Below are 18,369 nucleotides of genomic sequence, written 5' to 3'. Positions count from 1 at the left end.
AGGGCCGGGCGCCTCGCCGAGGCCTCCTTACCGCCGCGAAGCCGCGTAGAGCCGCTGCCGCCGGTCGACCGTGTCGAGGTCGGACGCGACGTAGAGCGTGCACTCATCGGGCGAGAGCGACGGCGTCATGACCGCGATCTCCGGCTTGAGGCTCGCCAGCAGCATCTTGGCCTTCTCCCCGGGCACGGGCAGCCCGTCGGCCCCGAGCCTCACATAGAAGCTCCGCAGCACCGACGCCTGCGCGCAGTCGCCCCGCGCGCTGTACGGCGCCTGGAAGAAGAGCAAGCTCCCGTCGGGCGTCACCCACGGCGCGAGGTCGTCGCCCTGCGCCGGGCAGTCGCCGGGCAGGACGATGTGGAGCTCCTGCACCTCCGCGGCGTCGGCGAGCGTCGTGAGGAGCCGGCTCGTGATCTGCCCGCCGTCCTGGTGCTTGTTCATGAACCAGTACCGGTAGGGCTGAACGCCGTGGGCCACCGCCACCGAGTGGCTCCCCCCGTCCAGGTTGAGCGCGTCGAACGTCTCCGCCCGGGTCGCCCCGAGCTCGTCCGCGACGAGCAGCAACGGCAGGCTGCCCGGCCCCGCGAGGAGGCGATCGAAGAGCAGCGAGCCCTTGGGAAAATCCTCGCGCGGCGAGGGCGCGTCGACGGGCAGGAGGAGCGGGCCCGACTCCGACTGCGGCGAGTTGACCACGGGGCTCGCGACCACCTCGCCCGCCGTCCAGGGCCGCCCCGTCGCCGTGGCGATCTGCGCGTCGCTCGACCCGAACGTGGCCACGTAGACGAGCCGCTGCGTCGCCGCGCCCTCGCCCTCGCCGGGCTCCTCGCGCACGCGCGGGAACGCGGGCTTCGAGCCCTCGACCTCGATCGCCGTCGGCGCGACGAACGACAGCGCGGCGCCGCGGTCGGCGCAGCGCACGCACGTCTCGCTGGCCGTGCAGAACTCCCCGGCCTTGCACGCCGCGCAGCCGCCCTCGCCGCCTCCTCCCGCCGAGGAGGACGACGACGAGGTCGCGGCGCCGGCGCCGCCCCCGCCCCCGTCGCCGCCGCCTCCGCCGCCCCCCGAGCTCGACGACGACGCGTCCGACGCCTCGGCCGCCGTGAACGGCTCGCCGCAGCCGGGCGCGCCCCACAGCGCGGCCAGCGAGAAGATCCCGAACAAGCGAAGCGTGCGCACCCGAGCTGCCTCCTGCCGTGTTCCCGCCGCGCGGAGCAGGCGCGCGCCCGGGTCAAGATCCCTTGTTGTAATCCGTGTCCTCAAGAAGGATGACGTTCGTCTTCGAGCGGGTCTCGCCGACGCTGGTGACGTAGACCGCGGGCTTGTCCTGCACCGGGCAGACCTTCTCGCACGCGCCGCAGCCGATGCAGAGCGACGGATCGACGTGCGGGCGCTGCACGTGGACCATCTTCATCGGCGGCTCCTTGCCGTGCTCCGCGGCGACGGGCTCGCGCTTCGGGATGTCGACCTCCTCGACCCAGATCGCCTTGGGCGACGTCGGGCAGAACTCCTCGCACACGATGCACGGCACGCTCATCGACCACGGCAGGCAGCGCCCCTGGTCGTAGAACGCCGTGCCGATCGAGATCGGCTTCTGGCCGATCCCCATCTTCTGCTCCTCGGTGATCTTCTGGATCGCGCCGGTCGGGCACACGTCGCCGCAGAGGACGCACGAGTGCTCGCAGTACCCGATGCGCGGGATGACGATCGGCGTCCAGAGCCCCTCGATCCCCGCCTCGAAGAACGCCGGGTGGATCGCGTTGTTCGGGCAGACCTTCATGCACTCGGCGCACCGGATGCAGCGCTCCAGGAACTCGCGCTCCTCGACCGAGCCCGGCGGCCGGATGACGCGGTGGTCGTAGTTCGCGTCGAGCACGTCGGCGATGCGCGCGGTCGGGATGAGCACCGCGCCGGCGGCGGCGGTCGCGAGGGCGGTGCGGCGGCCCGTGTCGGGCGTCACGAGGGCGCTCTTCCGGTTCGGCAGGAAGCGGAACTTGATGACGTCCTCGGGGCAGGCGTTCTCGCAGTTGAGGCACATGTGGCACTCGTCCTGCCGCCACTTCACGCCGCCCTGGGGCGAGTCGGCGCCCTGGCAGTGCACGAGGCACAGGTTGCAGTCGGTGCACTTCGCGTGATCCTTCTGCATCCCGAAGAGCGCGAAGCGCGCGAACACCCCGAGGAAGGCGCCGAGCGGGCAGAGCACGCGGCACCAGAAGCGCGGGATGAAGCGGTTCATGAACAGGATCGCGACGAACAGGATCCCGACGAACCACGCCTGGTGGAAGTAGAACTGCTTCGTCTGCCACACGCTCGCGGCCAGGAAATCCTGCGCGTGGTCCGCGGCGGTCTGCACCGGCCGGCTCCCGGTCGCGGCCGCGGAGCCGGTCACCACGCCGGCGACGTACTGCGCGGCCGGGATGACCGCGAGGCCGATCGCCCGGACGGCCACGCAGATCGGATCGAACAGGCCGCCGATCACGCTGCCGGCCGCGCTCGCCGCGAGGAACGCGTACATCAGGTAGTACTTCACCCGCTGCCGCGCGTACGTCTTGTTCGCCTCGACGCGCTTGCCGCCCTTGCCGTAGCGCGACGGGAAGATCCACCCGAAGAAGTGGTGGAGCGTGCCGAACGGGCAGATCCAGCCGCAGAACACGCGCCCGAAGACGAGCGTCAGCGCGAGGATGCCGAGCGACCAGAGCAGGCCGCGGTAGACGGTGTGCGTCGAGAGCAGCGTCATCGCCCCGACGAACGGGTCGGCGAGGAGGAACCCCTCGACGGGCAGCGGCAGGCGGACGCGCGCCTCGGACGAGGCGAACGAGCCGCGGAAGCCGGTCTGGAACAGGAAGTAGAGGAACAGCCCGAGGCAGCCCGCCTGCACGGCGCGGCGCACCCAGACGAGCACCTGGATCGCCTTGCGCGCCGGCAGCCCCGAGCCGGGCCGCCGCTTCGCGCCCGGCCGGACGATCGCGCCCGCCTTGCGCAGCAGCGCGGCCCAGGGGTTGGCGCTCGTCGGCACCGCGCGCGCCGCGGGCGCCGTCGCGCCGCGGGGGCTCGCCTTCGCGGGCGCCGCGGGCGCCGCAGCCGCCGAGGGACGGTGCGCCGGCCCGGCCGGCGTCGGATCGGAGTTGGCCATGATACTACACCTCGGCGAGCCGCAGGTTCTGCCAGTGCATCGTGCCCAGGCCCCGCTCGTGGCCCATCTTGAGGTACGGGATCTCCTCGGGCTTGCGGCCGATGAGCTGGCACCCGTACGCGTCGGCGGCGACCTGGTCGGTCGTCGCGATCACGGTGTGCATGTCCTTCGCGTCGGCGACGTTCCCGCCCTGCGGCCCGTTGCGCATGAGGACGCGGACGGCGTCCACGATCGTGAGCGTCGGCTGGATGAACGTCGCGAGGTCGGCGATCGACACGTCGATGTTCTGGTGGAGGCGGTTGCGCCGGCCGCCGAGCGCCCCGTACCAGTTCTTCATCGCCGCGGTGTACTTCGACAGGTTGTGGTGCTTCGCGATCGGGACGTTGATGACCTTGTCCGCGTTCACGAGCGGCGTGTAGACGGGCCAGTCGTCGAGCACCTCGCCCTTCAGGCGCATGCCGCGGAAGCGGTGCGCGGCGGGGATGACGACCTCGGCGCCGACGTCGTACGCGGCCTTCCAGATGCCGGAGCGCTGGAAGCAGCGGTTCGGCTCGTTGCACGAGGCGTCGGTGACGATGACGCTCTTGGCGCCGGCGTCGTAGGCGAGGCGCACCACCTCGGCCACGACCTTGGGGTTCGTGTTGGCGGCGTGGATGGGCGTGCGGTCCCACCCGATGTTGGGCTTCACGACCACGACGTCGCCGCGCGAGATGAAGCGGCGCATCCCGCCGAGCGCGTCGACCGCCTTGCGGACCAGGGCGGCGGGGTCCGGCGCGCCCCCGGCGAGCGCCTCGGCGCCGGCGCGCGCGACGACGAGCTGGGGCACCCCGGCGGGCGCGTCGCGGAGCCGGTAGTCGCGCGTCTGCTGGCGCTCGGGCGCGGCGGCCGCGGTGCCGCCGCGGTCCCACCGGGCCGCCGCGACCCCGGCCGCGCCCCCGAGGACGAGGCCCGCTGCGCCCAGCCGACGCAGCACTTCACGTCGAGAGATGTCACCCATGGCCCTCGCCTTCCCTGGCCCTACGGATAGCCTCCCCGGGCGGCTGCCACAAGCAGAGGCGGCCTGGCGGCGACGACGTGGGCCGCCTTCCAGCGCCGGCGATCAGGGAGGAGCGGCGGCGGACGGCGCCGAGGCCGCCGGGGTCGCCGTCGTCCCGCCCGCTGCTGGGGGCGCGCCCGTCGCGGGGGGCGCGCCCGCGCTCGCCGGCGGCGGCGGCAGCTGCGGCAGCGCGCCGCTCGCGGCGGGCGCCGCCGGCCTCCCCGGCGAGGGCGGCGCGTCGTAGGGATCGGCCGCCTCGGCCCTCAGGCGGTCGCGCTCGGCGGCGCAGCTCGCGCGCTCCGCGTCGCAGGCGGCGCGCAGCTGCGTCGCGGCGGCGAGCTCGGCGGCGCGCTGGTCGGCGAGCGCCCTGGCCTCGTCGCGCTCGGCGGCCATCGCCGCGCGCGCCTTCTCGGCCTCGGCGAGCCGCTCGCGGTCCTCCATGGCGGCCTTCTGCGCGGCCCCGGCGCTGTCCTCGCAGGCCTTGAGGCGCAACGCCTGGGTCGCGTGCAGCGACTGGATCTGGCGGGCGTGCTCCGCCTCCGTCATGGAGTCGCTCTTCTGGAGGGCGGCGAGCGTCTCGTTGAACTCCACGCGATCCTGCTCGCGGGCGGTGCGGCACGCGTTCTTCTCGGCCTCCGCGATCTGGTGGGAGGCGACGCAGGTGTCGAGCTTGTCGAACGACTCGGCGCCCTTCTGGCGGGCGTGCTCGAGCTCGTTGGCGAGCCGCAGGGTCTCGCGCTTCGAGAAGCCGAGCAGCACGACCGCGCAGCCGACGAGGGTCATGGCGCCGGCCGCGATGCGCACGCGCAGGTAGGAGGTCTTCTGCTTGATCCGCAGCCGCTCGGCCTCGCGCTCGGCCTCGCGCTCCGGCTCGAGCAGCACGTCGAGCTCCTCGGCGAGCTGGGTCATCGACGGGCGCTCGTTCGGGTCGATCGCGAGCCACCGCCGGAGCGCGTCCTGGAACATCTGGCGCGGGCGCCCGGTGAGGTCGGGCAGCGCGTTGTCGGCGAGCGGCTTGTCGGCGCGGACGTCGTGGGACGCGGCGAGCTCGGTGCGGGTCTGCGCGGACTCGCCCGGGAAGTCCCTCGGGTTGACGAGCGAGTAGAGGAGGGTCGTGGCGAGCCCGTACGTGTCCATCTTCTCGCTCAGCGGCACGACGCCGGGGAAGCCGTTCAGGGCGCGGATCTGCTCGGGCGAGGCGTAGAGCGCCGTGCCCGCGCAGAAGGAGGCCTCGCGCTCCGCGGCCACGCCGAGGTCGAGCAGGATCGGGTGGACGCGGCCGGCGAACCTCGCGAGGAAGATGTTGTCGGGCTTGACGTCCTGGTGGCGGAGCCCTGCGCTGTGGAGCGCCTCGAGCCCGCGCGCGACGGGCAGGAAGATGTCGTACGCCTCGCGCATGCCGAGGGGGCTGCGCTCGAGGCGCTGCGCGAGGGTCTCGCCCTCGTAGACGGGCATGGTGAGCCACACGTAGTCGGCGTTCATGCCGTGGTCCTTCAGCTGGACGACGTGCGGGTGGCCGACGGTGGCGAGCATGACGAGCTCGCGCTCCACGTTCCGCATCGCGTACAGCGAGCGGGGCATGAGCTTGAGGGCGACCTGGTGCTCGGGGACGTCGATGCGCTGGGCGACGTAGACCTTGCCGAACATGCCCTGCCCGAGGAGGCGCCCGAGGCGGTAGAGCCCGCCGACGATCTGGCCGACGTCGGGGAGGATCGAGGGGCCGCGGCTGCTGGTGGCGGGGTCGTCGGTGCCGCCGCGCGAGGTGGTGCGCACCAGGCTCGACGGGTCCGCCACCGTGACGGCGAACGCGTGGACCATCGTGGTGCGGAGGCTCGGATCGGCGGGCGGCACGGCGGTTGCCAGGGTAGCGGAAGCGGCGAGCGCGGAGAAAAAAGCCGGCAGGCGGGAGACGGCGGGCGCCGGGGGTTTATTCGCGGAGCCTGGCGAACGCGGAAGGCCGCGGGCCGCCTCGCGCGCGGCGCGCCGCGTCGAGGCGGGGGCTGCTCACGGAAGCGGTCCGCGGACGCAGCCCACGCATGGCGAGAGCGTACTACACGGCCCTCGCCGGCGCAGGAGCTCGGCCCGCGGGAGGCACTGGCGGCTCAGCCGTCGAGCGGCGCGGCCGGCGCCGCCGGCGCGGGCGCTGCGGGCGAAGGCGCCGCGGGCGCAGGGCCCGGCTGGGCCTTCCGCCGGGCCGCGGCGCGCTTGCGGCGCTCGTAGGCGCTCGTCACCTCGCGCACGATCTCGGGCTGGCTCCGGAACACGAAGCGCGCCGCGGACCGCACGAGGCCCATGCGCTCGATCAGCAGCGCCGCCAGCTTGTTGCGGAGCTGCAGGGCCTCCTGCGCCTGCCGGGAGATCGCCTCCGCCTGCGCCGGCAGGCTCCGCAGCTCGGCCGCCACGGCGCGCGCCTCGTCCAGGTACTCCGCCTGGAAGCCGCCGAGCCCGTCGAGCGCGTCGCGGTGCTTCTCCCCGAGCGTCGCGTAGTCGTGGAGCGCGCTCGCGAGCGCGTCCGCCGTGTCGGGATCCCCCGCGTGTGCCGCGTCGATCCGGGCGAGCATCTCGTCCCGCTCGTCCTCGACGCCGTCGTCGAAGTAGAAGCTCAGCGTCGCCCCGATCTCTCCGAGCAGGAACTTCCCCCGCTCGCGCGGGCTCTTGTTCTTCTCGACGGTCAGGAGATACCGCGTCTGCGCCTCCTGCGTCGCGCGCTGGAGCGAGAGGATCTCTTCCGCCGTCTTCGGCCCGAGGCGCGCCGCATCGCCCTTCTTGCCGTCCTTCGGGACCGCCGACTCGAGGCCCAGGCGGGTCACCCGCTTCTGGGCGTCGACCTGGGTCTTCCAGTACTTCTCGAAGAACTTCGCCACGTCCACCGCCTCCCCGAGGAGCACGTGCAGGGGCACCGTGCTCGCCGGAAGATCGGCGGCGTTCATCTGCTGCACGACGTCGGACCACCGCTCGATATCGCTCTTCTTCGTCATGTCGACCTCCCCTGGGCTGCGGCGCCGGCCACCCCGTCCGGCCCCGCCATCCCGGGTATCCATTCCGGAGAGCCCTGGCCGGGCTCCCCCTTCACAAGGACCAGATCGCGTAACTCTCGATCTTTCTCGCCCCACAAGCAGCCCAGGATGGGGTTCGGAGCGCGCGGGACGCGGGAGCTGCACGACAGGGCGACGGAGATCCAAGCGCCGTGCCCGGCGGGCGCCGCGCCGGGGACACGCGACGACGCGCCGGGGTGTCCCTGGCGCCTCACCTCCTGTCCCTGGCGACTGGCTCCATGTCCCTGGCGCCCCACCGCTTGTCCCTGGCGACTGGCTCCGTGTCCCTGGCGAGGGCGCTGCCGGTCGCGATCGGTTCGGGCACTTGTCCCTGGCGGCGCGCGTCCTGTCCCTGACCATCCAGCTCGTGTCCCTGGCACCGCGCGACGAGCAGCGCGCCGCGGCCGTCACCGCTCCGCTCGGATTGCCCTCGTGGAAGTTTACGGCGAGAGCTGTCGATTCCGGAGCGCCGCTCGCCGCGGGAGGTGCGCGCGTTCGAGCGCGGGGCCGAAGGGCATCGCCGTCCGATGCGCAAGTACGCAATCCCTTGCGCAAGTGGCGAGACGCGCGCCCACGAGCGCCAGCAGCATGGTGGCGCCAGAGCCACGCAGCGGAACGCCCCCACCGCAACGAGCAGCTCGCGCGCAGGGCGCGTACTGGCCTGTTCGATGCACTGCCGTGTCCCGGACGCGCGCCGGGAGCAACGGTTGCACTCGCGCGCCGCAAGATCGGGAATTCACGCAAATGCTCGCCAGAATCGCGCTCGTGATGGTCTCTCTGGAGCTCGCCGGGTGCGCCGCCCTCCGCCCGCCGGCGCCGCCGCCCGAGCTCGCCCGCGCCGAGGCGGCGATCTGCGGGGCAGCGCAGGAGGGCGCCGGCGCGGACCGGCGCGCGGCCATGCACCTCGCGCTGGCGCGGAGCGAGCTCGCGCAGGCGAGGCGGCGACTGTCGGTGGGCAATCTGGAGGCCGCCCGCTGGCTGATGCGGCGGGCCGAGGTCGACGCGGAGCTCTCGACGCTCATCGTGAGGGAGGCGGGGCTGCGCGACGCCGCGGGCCGCACGCTGGACCAGGCGAGCACGCTCGCCGAGGGGGCGCGGTAGGAGGCCGCATGCGCGCCGGAGCTCCGCTCGCGATGGCCCTCTCGCTCGCCGGCTGCGCGCGGGGCGCGGCCGGGCCGCCCCCCGAGCTCGTCACGGCGCGAGCCGCGGTCGTGCAGGCGCAGGACAACCCGCTCTCGCCGCTCGCGATCGCCGAGCTCAAGCGGGCAGAGCAGGCGCTCGCGATCGCCGAGCGCGAGGCGCGCGAGCGCCCGCGCTCCGCCGCGGCGCGCGACGCCGCCTACGTCGCGCGGCGGCGGGCGCAGTGCTCGCTGCTCACGTCGCTCGTGCGCGCGAACCAGAGCGCGCTCGCGCGCGCGCGGCAGACCCTCGAAGGGCTCCGCGCCCGAGGCGCGCGCGGCGCGCGTGGGCCCGCGGCGCGCGACCGTCCCCCCGCTCTTCCCGACGACGTCGACCTCGAGCCTGACGTCCTCGAGCCCTGACGTCGATCGCGCGCGCACGGCCCCAGCAACCCGCCCGGTGATCGCGGCCGCGATCCCGCGCGGCGGCCGCGCCGCGCCCGCTTGCGCCGTCCCGCAGCGCTGCGCCCGCCGCGCCGCCCGGATCCGCCGCCGGGATCGGGGCGAGCGCCGTCGCGCGCGGGCTACCGCCCCGGGCGTCAGCTCCGCCTCGGCGGAGCAGTTTCTCCTGGGACTGACCGGCTTTTGGATCCAAGATTCGCGCGGCACGCCTCCGCCGGCGGCGAAAGCGTCCCGGGGGCGGGCAGCGGTCGAAGGTCGAAGGGACGCTCGGTCCCGCGTGCGAGGAGAGCGCGATGAAGGAAGGCGCGAACGTGATACTGGTCCCCGTCGACTTCGAGGCGGCGTCGATGAAGGCCATCGAGCTCGCGAAGGACCTCGGGGCGAGGCTGGGGCACAAGATCGTGCTGCTGCACGTCTACCAGCTCCCGGTCTACACGTACCCCGGGCTGGAGCCGGCGCTGATGCCCGGGTTCCACGCCGAGGTGAGCGCCGCCGCGTCGCGCGCGGTCCAGCAGCTCTCGGCCCGGACCGGCGGGCTCGAGACGGCGCTGCGCGAGGGCGATCCCGCGACCGAGATCCTGACCGCCGCCGAGGAGCTGCGGGCGGCGATGATCGTCATGGGGACCCACGGCCGCCGGGGGATCTCGCACCTGTTCCTCGGCAGCGTCGCCGAGCAGGTGATCCGCAAGAGCAGCGTCCCCGTGCTCACCGTGCGCGTGGCCAGCTGATCGCGCACGCGCGCGTGCGTCTCCTCTAGGGCGGCCGGCGCTGCCGCCGGCCAGGGCGCGGCGGGCTCGATCGCGCTCGACGTGAGCAAGGACCACCCCCTTCTGCGGCGCACCTGCGCCGCATGGAGCTCCTCGCATGTCGACCCTGTCTGCGCGCGATCTCGCGCTCCCGCCGAACCTCATGAGCCTGGCCCGGCTGCCGCTCGCGGCGCTGTTCCCGATCGTGGCCACGCGCCCCGCGCTCGCCCTCGCCGTCCTCTGCTGCGCGGGGCTCACCGACGTGCTCGACGGCTGGCTGGCCCGCCGCTCCGGTCAGGTGACCCGCACGGGGGCGATCGTCGACCCGATCGCGGACAAGGTGTTCGCGCTGGCCGTGGTCGCCACGCTGCTCCAGAGCGGCTCGCTCCCGCTCTGGGGCATCCCGGCGCTGCTCACGCGCGAGCTCCTCGAGCTGCCGCTCGCGCTCTGGATCGCGGTGAGCCGCCGCTTCCGCGGCGCGCGCCTCTCGACCGCGAGCGCCAACATCCCGGGCAAGCTCGCCACGGCGGTGCAGTTCGGGGCGGTCTTCGCCGCGATCGCGCTCCCCGGGGCGCTGCCGGCGATGCTCGCGGCGGCGGCGGGCGCGGGCGCCGCGGCGGGCGTCTCGTACTGGGCGCGCCAGCTCCGGCGCGCTCCCGCAGCGGCGAAGAGCCCGCCGGAGGCGGGCGGCTAGCTCGCTCGCCCCTCCTCGCCCCCCCGGCAGCCGGAGGTCTTGCCGAGCTGCCCGGCCCCCGGCGAGGGAGCGCGTCGCGCGGCACGGCGCGGGCGCCTTGCCGTGGTGTAAGGTCGGCCGGGGCAGCGCGTTCTGCGCCTGTCACCGGCTCCACGCTCCGAGGAACCATGCGAAGAACGCTGCCCGCCTGGGCTCTCCTTGCCGTGCTCGCAGGCCCCGTCGCCTGCGCATCCAGCCGCTCCAAGGCGGGCGACGCCGCGAGCGCGTCGATGTACCCCGAGAGCGCCCCGATGTACGCGGCGACGCAGGCTCCGGCCCTGCCGCCGCCGGATCCGACCGTGGGGATGCATCCGACCGCGGCGATGGAGAGGTCCAGCGCCGTAAGGACCAGCGGAGAGCCGGAGATCGAGGTCGACGCGTCGTCGAGCTCGGTCGCGCTCGCCAAGGCGGCGCCGCCGGCGCCCGGGCGGGGGGCGCCCGGCCCTGCGCAGCCCGCGGCGACCAGCAGGCCGGCGCCGACGAGCCCTGCGCCGCAGCCCGGGGCGGCGCCGGCCGCCGCCGGGCCGCAGGGCGCGCAGCAGGGGGCCGCCGAGGCGAGCGCGGCGCCCGCGCCCCTCCTCGTCTACACGGCGCAGGTCGCGATGGCGGTGTTCGAGGTGGGCGCGTCGCTCGGCAAGGTCGAGGAGCTCGCGCGGGACCTCGGCGGCTTCCTCGCCCGCCGCGACGACCGGGCGATCACCATCCGCGTCCCCGCCGCCCGGTTCGACGAGGCGCTGAGGCGCCTGGAGGGCCTCGGCGACGTCCTCCAGCGCAACGTGGTCGCGGAGGACGTCACCGAGGAGTTCCTCGACCTCGGGGTCCGCATCCGGAACGCGCGGGCCGTGCGCGATCGCCTGGAGAAGCTCCTCGAGAGGGCCGCGAAGGTCGAGGAGTCGATCCAGCTGGAGCGCGAGCTCGCGCGCGTCACGAGCGAGCTCGAGCGCCTCGAGGGGCGCCTCAAGTTCCTGCGCGACCGGGTCGCGTTCTCGACCCTCACCGTCTCGTTCCAGCCGCGCTCGACGGAGACCATCACCCCGTCGGGCCCGCGGCTCCCGATCGACTGGCTCAACGAGCTCGGCCTCTCGCGGCTCCTCAACCTGTGACCCGGGCGCTTCCGATGATCCACTCCCTCCGCCACGCCTTCGTCCTCATCGCCGCGCTCGCCGGCGCCGCGGCGCCGCTCGGCTGCGGCCGGCCCTTCGTGCCCGCGACCCCGCCGGGCTTCGTCGACCTCGGGGATCGCTACGGCGACGACGAGTACCGCGCGACCACCGCCGAGGGGCTGGTGCTCGGGATCCGCGCCTTCGAGAACGATCCGGAGGGCGATCTCGCGTTCTGGTCCCGCGTGGTCGAGAAGCGGCTGCGCGAGGGCGGCGGCTACGCGCTGCTCGGCAAGGCCGACGTGAAGAGCCGGAGCGGCCTGCCGGGCGTCCAGCTGCGCTTCGGGCACGACGAGGGCAAGGAGGCGCACCTTTATTACCTCACCGTCTTCGTCGACGACGATCACGTCTTCCTCCACGAGGCAGGCGGCAAGAAGGAGCTGGTCGAGCGCCACCAGCAGCAGATCGACTGGTCCATCCGCAATTTCCTGCCCGATTGATCCGCGCGCTGCCCGCGTCCGCCGCGCGGTGTTCTCGGCCTGCGGCCGCCGCGCTTGCTCGCGGAAGCCCTGTTTGCTACCTGGCGGACGTGCGTTCCCGCCCCATGCTCTGCGACGCGCGGCGGCGCCGGTCGACCCAAGCGCTGCTCCTCGCCCTCGCGGCCTCGCTCGGCAGCGTCGAGGCCCTGGCGCACGGCGAAGGAGAGAGGCCGCTCGCCACGGTGCCCGCGCCGCCGCCCGGCGACGGCGCCAAGGCGGCGCAGATCCTCCGCGAGATCGAGGGGCGCGCCGCGACGGCGACCCCGCCCACCGCCGGCGACGAGGCCGAAGGCGGCGGCAAGGCCGAAGGCGGCGGCAAGGCCGAAGGCGGCGGCAAGGCCGCCGGAGGGCCGGCGAGGATCGCCGCGAAGGTCGTGGCCGAGCCGGTGGCGCAGGCGAAGCGGGCGCTCCAGCGCGCGCACGGCGCGCGCGCGGCGGGCGACGCGACGAACGCGCGGCGGCTCGACGCGGTGGCCCTCGAGTGGGCCGAGACGGCGAGGGCGGTGCTGCGCGCCGTCGCGGTGGAGGCAGCGGCGGCAGAGGCGGCGAAGCAGGCGCGCGAGGTCGAGACGAAGCTCGAGCGGGCGCGCGCGCTGCTCGAAGAGACGCAGGCGCGCCGGGGCCGCGCCGCGGCGGAGCTCGAGCGGATCGAGGCCGAGGCGCGCGAGGCGACCAGGGCGGCGACCAACGTGGAAGCGCAGCGGATCGAGGCCGGCAAAAAGGCGGCCGCCAGGGGGACGACGCCGCGGGCGGAACGGGCGCCGGCCGCCGCGCAGGGCGCCGGGGCCAAGGGCAGCCGGGACGCCGGCAAGGCGGCGGCGCCGGCCGGCAAGGAGGGCACGCCGTGAGCGCGCGCCGCCTCGCAACCATCGCCATCGCGGGGGTGGTCCTCGCCGCGTGCGCGCCGATCCCGCGGCCCGCGGTGCTCGACGAGCTCGATCACGTCCGCGCCGGGGCGGCCGCCGCCGAGTCGAAGCGGTACGCGCCGGGCGCGTTCGCCCGGGCGGAGAAGCTCCGCGGCGACGCGCTCGCCGCGCTCGCCGAGAAGGATCGCGCCGGGGCGCAGATCCTCGGCGAGCAGGCGGTCGCCGCGCACGCGCACGCGCACGCGATCTCGCGGGTGGCCCGGGCCGAGGCGGCCGAGGCCGAGGCGAAGGCGCAGCGCTCGGCCGGCGAGGCGTCCCTCGCGGGCCTCGAGGCGGAGCAGGCGCGCGTCGCGGCCGAGGTCGACGCGCTCGACATGCGGATCAAGGTCGCCCGCGACGCGCAGCCCGTGGTCCCCTCGGGCAGGGCCGACGCGGATCGCGAGAAGGCGCGCCTCGCCGCAGCGCGCTCGCTCGCGCTCCAGGCCCGCCTGCTGTGCGGCGCAGCGCGCCTCCTGACCGCGCCGACGCCGCCGGACAATCCGCAGCCCGACGGTGCGCAGCCCAGCGCCGCGCCGTCCGATGGCGCGCAGGCCGGCGCCGCGCAGCCCGGCAGCGCGCAGCCCGGCAGCGCGCAACCCGGCGCCGCGCAGCCCGGCAGCGCGCAACCCGGCGCCGCGCAGCCCGGAAGCGGCAGCCTTGCGGCGCAGCTCGACGAGGCGACCGCCGCGATCAGGAAGCTCGACGCGGATCTCGCGGAGGCGGGCGTCGCCGGCCGCGCCATCCCGGCGCCCATCGACCAGGCCTCCCGCGCGCGGGCAGGCTGCCTCGCCGCGCTGACCGCCGCCCGCCGCGCCGCCACGCCGGTGACCCGCGCGCCCGGCGCCGGCGACGCGCTGCTCGCAGAGCTCTCGGCCGCAGGCACCTGGTCGCCCGCCCGCGACGACCGCGGCATCGTTGTCACGCTCCGGGGCCTGTTCGCCGGCAACGCCCTCACGAAGACCGGCGAGGCGCGCCTCCGCGACCTCTCGCGGGTCGCCGCCGCGCACCCCGCGTTCCCCGTGGTCGTGGTCGTGCACACGGACCGGGAGATCAGCGCGAGGGAAGAGCCCGCCTGGGCCGCGCGGGCCGATGCCGTCGTTCGCGCCCTCGATCCGGCGCAGGGCGCGAGCGCCGCTGCTGCCCCTCAGGCCCCGCGCATCGCGCCGTTCCTCGCGGGCTCCGCGGCCCCGGTCGTCGACCCGGGCGGCAGCGAGCGCGGCCGCAACGCCCGGGTCGAGATCGTCTTTGTAACCCCGGAAACCCTTTGAGGAGCGATGGTCCCGGCCGACGGAACTCCGCTCCCCGTGGAGAGTCGTTCTCGATGATGCGCTCTTCAACCCTCGCCCGAAGCGAAAACAAGCCCGTCGTGCTCACGTGTGCGCTGGTCGCCGCCCTCGCGAGCGCGTGTCAGGAGGACGGCAAGACGTCGCAGAAGCAGGCCGCGGAGCTCTGCGCCAAGCTCGCTCCGGTCGTGGCGGAGGATGTCGGCCAGGTGCGGGCGGGCCTCCCCGCGGGCTCCCAGAAGCTCGCGGCGCTGATCGACACCGACCCGGGCGCGAACCTGCTCGGGCTGCAGCGGGCGATCGCGGGCGCGCGCGCCTCGGTGAAGGAGCTCGAGTTCGCGAAGAGCACCTTCTTCTCGTTCGCCGATCCGAGCGGCACGGTGCTGCGGAGCGAGGCCGATCCGGACATGCTCGCCAACCGGTCCGTCCTGGCCTCGTTCCCCGAGCTCCGGAAGGTGCTGGCGCCGGGCAGCGGGCTCGTCGAGGCGTTCGGGGAGATGCAGGAGATGCGCGGCGTCCGGAACGGCCCCGATCTCCAGTGGGTCGCGGTGCATCCGGTCAAGGCGAGCGACGGCGAGCTCAAGGGCCTCTTCGTCACGGGCTGGTCGTTCCGCGCCTACGCGTACCGGCTGCAGGAGGCGGCCAAGCGCGACATCACCGAGATCGCCAAGCGCGACGGCCTGAAGTCGACGCCGCTGCTCTACGTCTTCGCGTGGAAGGGCGCGAAGGCCTACGGAGGGCCGGTGACGCCCGATGTCAACACCGACGCGCTCGAGAAGCTCGACCTGCCGGCGAAGACCGCCTCGGGCCCGTGGAGCGGGACGGTCGAGATCGCCGGGCGCACCTTCGGCGCCGCAGCGCAGCGTACGCCGGAGCTCGCCGCCGACGCGGGCGTCGCCGCCCTCGTCTCGACGCTGTGAGGGCGAGCGCGGGGAGCGCCGGGCGCGGGCGCGGGGAGGCCGGGCGCGGGCCCTCGGGCCGCGGCTCCGGGATTGCGGGGCCGGGGCGTTCTCCCGATCGAGCGCTGCCGTGCTAGGCTCGCAGCTGGCTCGCGCTGCGAGCTCACCCCCATGCCGGCTTCCATCGATCAGCTTCTCAAGGTCTGCCGCGAGGTCATCGCGCCGCTCGTCCAAGCCGACGGCGGTGAGCTCTACATCGTGGCGGTCGAGCCCGACCACCTGACGCTCCACCTGGCCGGCGCATGCTCGGGCTGCCCCGGGGCCATGCTCACCGCGCGCGCGGTGATCGAGCCGGCGGTGCTCGCGGTCGCGCCGTCCGCGCGGGTCGTCGTGACCAACGGCATGCGCGTCCCCGACGGCGCCTCCCTCATCGGCTGAGGCGGGCGCTCGCTTGAGGCGGGCGCCCGCGTCGGATACGGGCCCATCTCGACGTTTTCGGTGCTCGGCGTACAAGAGTACGCCTGCGCGCCGAAAACGCCGATCTGGGCCCGTCTCCTGTGCGGGCGACCGCCGCAAGCGTGGCTCTGGAGATGAGAGGGGGCGGAGGAGGAGCCCGCGGGCGGGGCTCCGGGTGTTGGGGGCGGAAGGCGGAGCCCGCGGGAGGGGCTCCGGGGGGAGGAAGGCGGGGGCTACTTCTTCTTGCCGGACTTGTCGGTGGGAGGGGGGGCCGGGGGGGGCTCGTCCTTGCGGACGGCGGAGGCGACGGCAGGGTCGATGGCGTTCGCGTCGACCGGCTTGTTGGGACGGAGCGAATCGAGGCTGCTCAGCGTCACCAGGTCCTCGTAGGCGAAGGCGATCTCGCTGTCGCTGCGCTCGATCGCGCGGAAATGCGTGGCCGCGTCCTTCCAGTCGACCTCGGTGACGTAGCGGCCCTTCTCCGGCTCGGGCGGCGTCACGCGGCCAGGCACCCCGAACGTCGTCGCGAGCTTGATGACCGCCGACTGGTAGTCCTTGCCGCGCGCGTTGCCCTCGCCCAGCGCGTGCTCATCGATGATCTTCCAGAGCTTGTCCTGGATGAAGAAGAAGTAACGCTTCCCGCCGTCAGCGCGGGACAGCGTCATCATCGATTCCTTGTTGAGGTAGGTGTACTCGCCCTTGAGCGGCGTCGCGTCGATGCCCGTCGGCAGCTTGCCGAAATCGATGCGGCTGCGGCGGAACGCGCTCTTCTCCTCGGCGAGCTCGGCGTCGAGCGCCCTCATCTTCACGCCGGGCGACGTCGCCTTGTACCGCGGCACGTACGCCTCATCGAGCATCTTGTCGATCACCGCCGCGACCTGCTTGGTGCTCATCCCCCACGAGATGCCAGCAGGGGTCAGCGCGATCGTCTTCTTCGTCGCCGGCGGCTCGGCAGGCCGGGCAGGGGCCGCGGCCGGCGCCCCGCTCTTCCCCTTCGGCTGGGCAGCCACCACGGTCGTGCTCGTGATCGCCGCAAGGCCCAGCCCAACGGCCAACGCTGCTCCCAAGAGCCTCTTCGCTTTCATGTTCTTCCTCCAGCCGGCGCAGGCCCTGTCCCTGCGCGCTCTGCAATCGCAAAAGTTAGGAACCAGCCCGGCAAGCCCGGGAACGCTAGCACCAGCGGTAGGACAGGAGAATAGGATCCCCGCCGACCGGGGCCGCCCGCTGACGTTGGACGGCGGCTCGGCCCCGTCGATGGAAGCCGTGAAACCGGTGAAGGACGAACACAGGATGACGAGACGATTCAACGCTGGGCGCACGAAGCACAGCGCGGCGCGCGGCGCGGGGAAAACGACGAGGGAAAAACGGCCTCAACAGCGCTTGTGGCCGATGTGTGCGGGGTCCTGACAGGGGCGAGCCGACGTGCTACGAGCTCCGGTCCCAAGGATGATTTCCGCCACCGGTGCTGCTCCGCTTCGCCTCGCGCTCGCCGCGCTGGCGACCGTTGGCCCCGCCGGCGGCTGCGTCGCCGACCAGGAGCGCCCCGTGACGTCCGCCGACACGCTGGGCGGGGCGCCCGCGTGGGAGGGGCACGCGCGCGAGGTCTTCGACGACAACATCGAGCCCGCCGCCGTGGGCTTCTCCCTGGACGGCCCCTCGCCCAGGTCCGACCCGTTCCTCCGCGAGAGGGCGCAGACGGCCGACGTGGTCGCGCGGGTCCGCGTGAGCACGGTGACCGTCGACTCGATCGGAGAACAGAGCACCTATCACCTCGGGATCCAGGTCGGCTACCCTCCCCTGGCTACACCCCGGGTGCCGGATCGGACGTTCGAGCTCCACATCCGCCCGCAGAGCCGCGCGTTCGGCATCGCCAAGGCGATCGACGCGCGGCTCCGAGGGCTCATCTTCATCGCCTTCATCCGGCGCTTCGCCGGCGTGGACGGCGAGCCGGAGATCCACTGGCACCTTTCACCTGATACAGCGGAGGTCGCCGCGGCCGTCAAGGAGGCCGTCGTCCTCGGGGAGCTGTCTGCGCCGTGAGCAACGTGAGCATCAAGACGGTCAAGGAAGTCGACGCCCTGCGGGTGGCCTGCCAGATGGCGGCCGAGACGCTCCTCGGAGTGGGCGAGATGATCCGCGCCGGCATCACCACCGAGGACATCAACACCTTCGTCCACGAGGACACCATCCGCCGCGGCGGCTACCCCGCGCCGCTCAACTACCACGGGTTCCCGAAGAGCGTCTGCACGTCGATCAACGAGGTGGTCTGCCACGGCATCCCGTGCGACCGCGTCCTCGAGCCGGGCGACATCATCAACGTGGACGTCACCACCATCTACAACGGCTTCTACGGCGACACCTCCGCGACCTTCTACATCGGCAAGCCGTCGCCGGAGGCGAAGCACGTGACCGAGGTGTCGCGGCGCTGCCTGCAGCTCGGCATCGCGCAGGTCCGGGACGGGGCGCGCCTCGGCGACATCGGGGCCGCCATCCAGGAGTTCGCCGAGGCCGAGGGCTGCTCGGTGGTGAGGGCCTTCGTCGGCCACGGCATCGGGCGGCGCTTCCACGAGGCGCCGCAGGTCTCGCACGTGGGCAAGTACGGCAGCGGCCCCCGGCTCCGCGCCGGCATGTGCTTCACGATCGAGCCGATGATCAACCTCGGGACGTACGAGGTGGAGATCCAGGAGGACAAGTGGACCGCGCTGACGGCCGATCGCTCGCTGTCGGCGCAGTTCGAGCACACCATCGTGGTCACGAGGACCGGCTGCGAGGTGCTGACCCGGCGGAGCAAGCCGCTCGCGAACAGCGAGATCTTCCCGGATCCGTTCGCCGTCTCCGCGGCGCGGGCGCTCTGAGGCGCGCGCCGGCGCCGCGCGAAGGTACGGCGCGCCGCATCGCGCGCCGCGGGCCGGCCGGCCCCGGCCAGAGGG

The 18,369-nt window shown here is 74.0% G+C and carries 18 protein-coding genes; 12 read left to right on the top strand and 6 right to left on the bottom strand.

Annotated elements, in window-relative coordinates; translation table 11 throughout:
• Positions 1-27: 27 nt before the first annotated feature.
• From WMF20_RS07395 to WMF20_RS07375, 5 genes are all read right to left on the bottom strand, one after another.
• Positions 28-1,173 carry a hypothetical protein gene (locus WMF20_RS07395; RefSeq protein WP_437611868.1) on the bottom strand — a complete coding sequence of 382 codons (1,146 nt, stop codon included), beginning with the start codon at positions 1,171-1,173 and terminating at the stop codon, positions 28-30.
• Between the two features lie 52 nt (positions 1,174-1,225).
• Complete coding sequence (locus WMF20_RS07390) at positions 1,226-3,127, bottom strand: 4Fe-4S binding protein (protein WP_437611866.1); 1,902 nt, start codon at positions 3,125-3,127, stop codon at positions 1,226-1,228.
• A 4-nt stretch (positions 3,128-3,131) separates the two neighbouring features.
• Positions 3,132-4,124 (bottom strand): DUF362 domain-containing protein, encoded by a 993-nt coding sequence (locus WMF20_RS07385; protein ID WP_437611864.1) that lies wholly within the window; start codon positions 4,122-4,124, stop codon positions 3,132-3,134.
• 102 nt (positions 4,125-4,226) lie between these two features.
• Positions 4,227-6,014 carry a protein kinase domain-containing protein gene (locus WMF20_RS07380; protein WP_437611862.1) on the bottom strand — a complete coding sequence of 596 codons (1,788 nt, stop codon included), beginning with the start codon at positions 6,012-6,014 and terminating at the stop codon, positions 4,227-4,229.
• A 251-nt stretch (positions 6,015-6,265) separates the two neighbouring features.
• Positions 6,266-7,141: a hypothetical protein gene (locus WMF20_RS07375; RefSeq protein WP_129573668.1), complete on the bottom strand. Its 876-nt coding sequence runs from the start codon at positions 7,139-7,141 to the stop codon at positions 6,266-6,268.
• 801 nt (positions 7,142-7,942) lie between these two features.
• Between WMF20_RS07375 and WMF20_RS07370 the strand changes: the two genes are divergently transcribed.
• From WMF20_RS07370 to WMF20_RS07325, 10 genes are all read left to right on the top strand, one after another.
• Positions 7,943-8,299, top strand: a complete 357-nt coding sequence (locus tag WMF20_RS07370; RefSeq protein ID WP_129573667.1) for a DUF4398 domain-containing protein — start codon at positions 7,943-7,945, stop codon at positions 8,297-8,299.
• Positions 8,300-8,307: 8 nt separating this feature from the next.
• The gene (locus WMF20_RS07365) at positions 8,308-8,739 is read left to right on the top strand and encodes a DUF4398 domain-containing protein (RefSeq protein ID WP_437611859.1); all 432 of its coding nucleotides are present in this window, start codon (positions 8,308-8,310) and stop codon (positions 8,737-8,739) included.
• Positions 8,740-9,071: 332 nt separating this feature from the next.
• Positions 9,072-9,506 (top strand): universal stress protein, encoded by a 435-nt coding sequence (locus WMF20_RS07360; RefSeq protein ID WP_437611857.1) that lies wholly within the window; start codon positions 9,072-9,074, stop codon positions 9,504-9,506.
• 136 nt (positions 9,507-9,642) lie between these two features.
• Positions 9,643-10,218: a CDP-alcohol phosphatidyltransferase family protein gene (locus WMF20_RS07355; protein WP_437611855.1), complete on the top strand. Its 576-nt coding sequence runs from the start codon at positions 9,643-9,645 to the stop codon at positions 10,216-10,218.
• A gap of 167 nt (positions 10,219-10,385) precedes the next feature.
• Entirely contained in the window at positions 10,386-11,360 is a 975-nt protein-coding gene (locus WMF20_RS07350; RefSeq protein WP_437611853.1) for a DUF4349 domain-containing protein, read from the top strand.
• Positions 11,361-11,374: 14 nt separating this feature from the next.
• Positions 11,375-11,857: a serine/threonine protein kinase gene (locus tag WMF20_RS07345; protein ID WP_129573663.1), complete on the top strand. Its 483-nt coding sequence runs from the start codon at positions 11,375-11,377 to the stop codon at positions 11,855-11,857.
• An 89-nt stretch (positions 11,858-11,946) separates the two neighbouring features.
• Positions 11,947-12,744, top strand: coding sequence for a hypothetical protein (locus tag WMF20_RS07340; RefSeq protein ID WP_437611851.1), 798 nt, complete (start codon positions 11,947-11,949; stop codon positions 12,742-12,744).
• Positions 12,741-14,069 (top strand): hypothetical protein, encoded by a 1,329-nt coding sequence (locus WMF20_RS07335; protein ID WP_437611849.1) that lies wholly within the window; start codon positions 12,741-12,743, stop codon positions 14,067-14,069. The genes WMF20_RS07340 and WMF20_RS07335 overlap by 4 nt, the downstream gene beginning before the upstream one ends.
• Positions 14,070-14,167: 98 nt before the next feature.
• Entirely contained in the window at positions 14,168-15,004 is an 837-nt protein-coding gene (locus tag WMF20_RS07330; protein ID WP_437611847.1) for a hypothetical protein, read from the top strand.
• Between the two features lie 150 nt (positions 15,005-15,154).
• Positions 15,155-15,421 carry a NifU family protein gene (locus WMF20_RS07325; RefSeq protein ID WP_129573660.1) on the top strand — a complete coding sequence of 89 codons (267 nt, stop codon included), beginning with the start codon at positions 15,155-15,157 and terminating at the stop codon, positions 15,419-15,421.
• Between the two features lie 251 nt (positions 15,422-15,672).
• Here WMF20_RS07325 and WMF20_RS07320 read toward each other — a convergent pair whose 3' ends face one another.
• Positions 15,673-16,524, bottom strand: coding sequence for a hypothetical protein (locus WMF20_RS07320; RefSeq protein ID WP_437611845.1), 852 nt, complete (start codon positions 16,522-16,524; stop codon positions 15,673-15,675).
• A 460-nt stretch (positions 16,525-16,984) separates the two neighbouring features.
• On the opposite strand from WMF20_RS07320, the gene WMF20_RS07315 reads away from it, so the two are divergent.
• On the top strand, positions 16,985-17,479 hold the full coding sequence (locus WMF20_RS07315; RefSeq protein WP_437611843.1) for a cobalamin ABC transporter substrate-binding protein: 495 nt from the start codon (positions 16,985-16,987) through the stop codon (positions 17,477-17,479).
• Positions 17,476-18,294: a type I methionyl aminopeptidase gene (gene map, locus WMF20_RS07310; RefSeq protein ID WP_437611841.1), complete on the top strand. Its 819-nt coding sequence runs from the start codon at positions 17,476-17,478 to the stop codon at positions 18,292-18,294. Before WMF20_RS07315 ends, map begins: the two co-directional genes overlap by 4 nt.
• Positions 18,295-18,369: the final 75 nt, after the last annotated feature.

This window comes from Sorangium sp. So ce834 (genome assembly GCF_051521425.1).
Taxonomy (GTDB): Bacteria; Myxococcota_A; Polyangia; order Polyangiales; family Polyangiaceae; genus Sorangium; species Sorangium cellulosum_D.
Note: the sequence above shows the minus strand (reverse complement) of the source record. Positions and strands in the feature narration are given on the sequence as shown.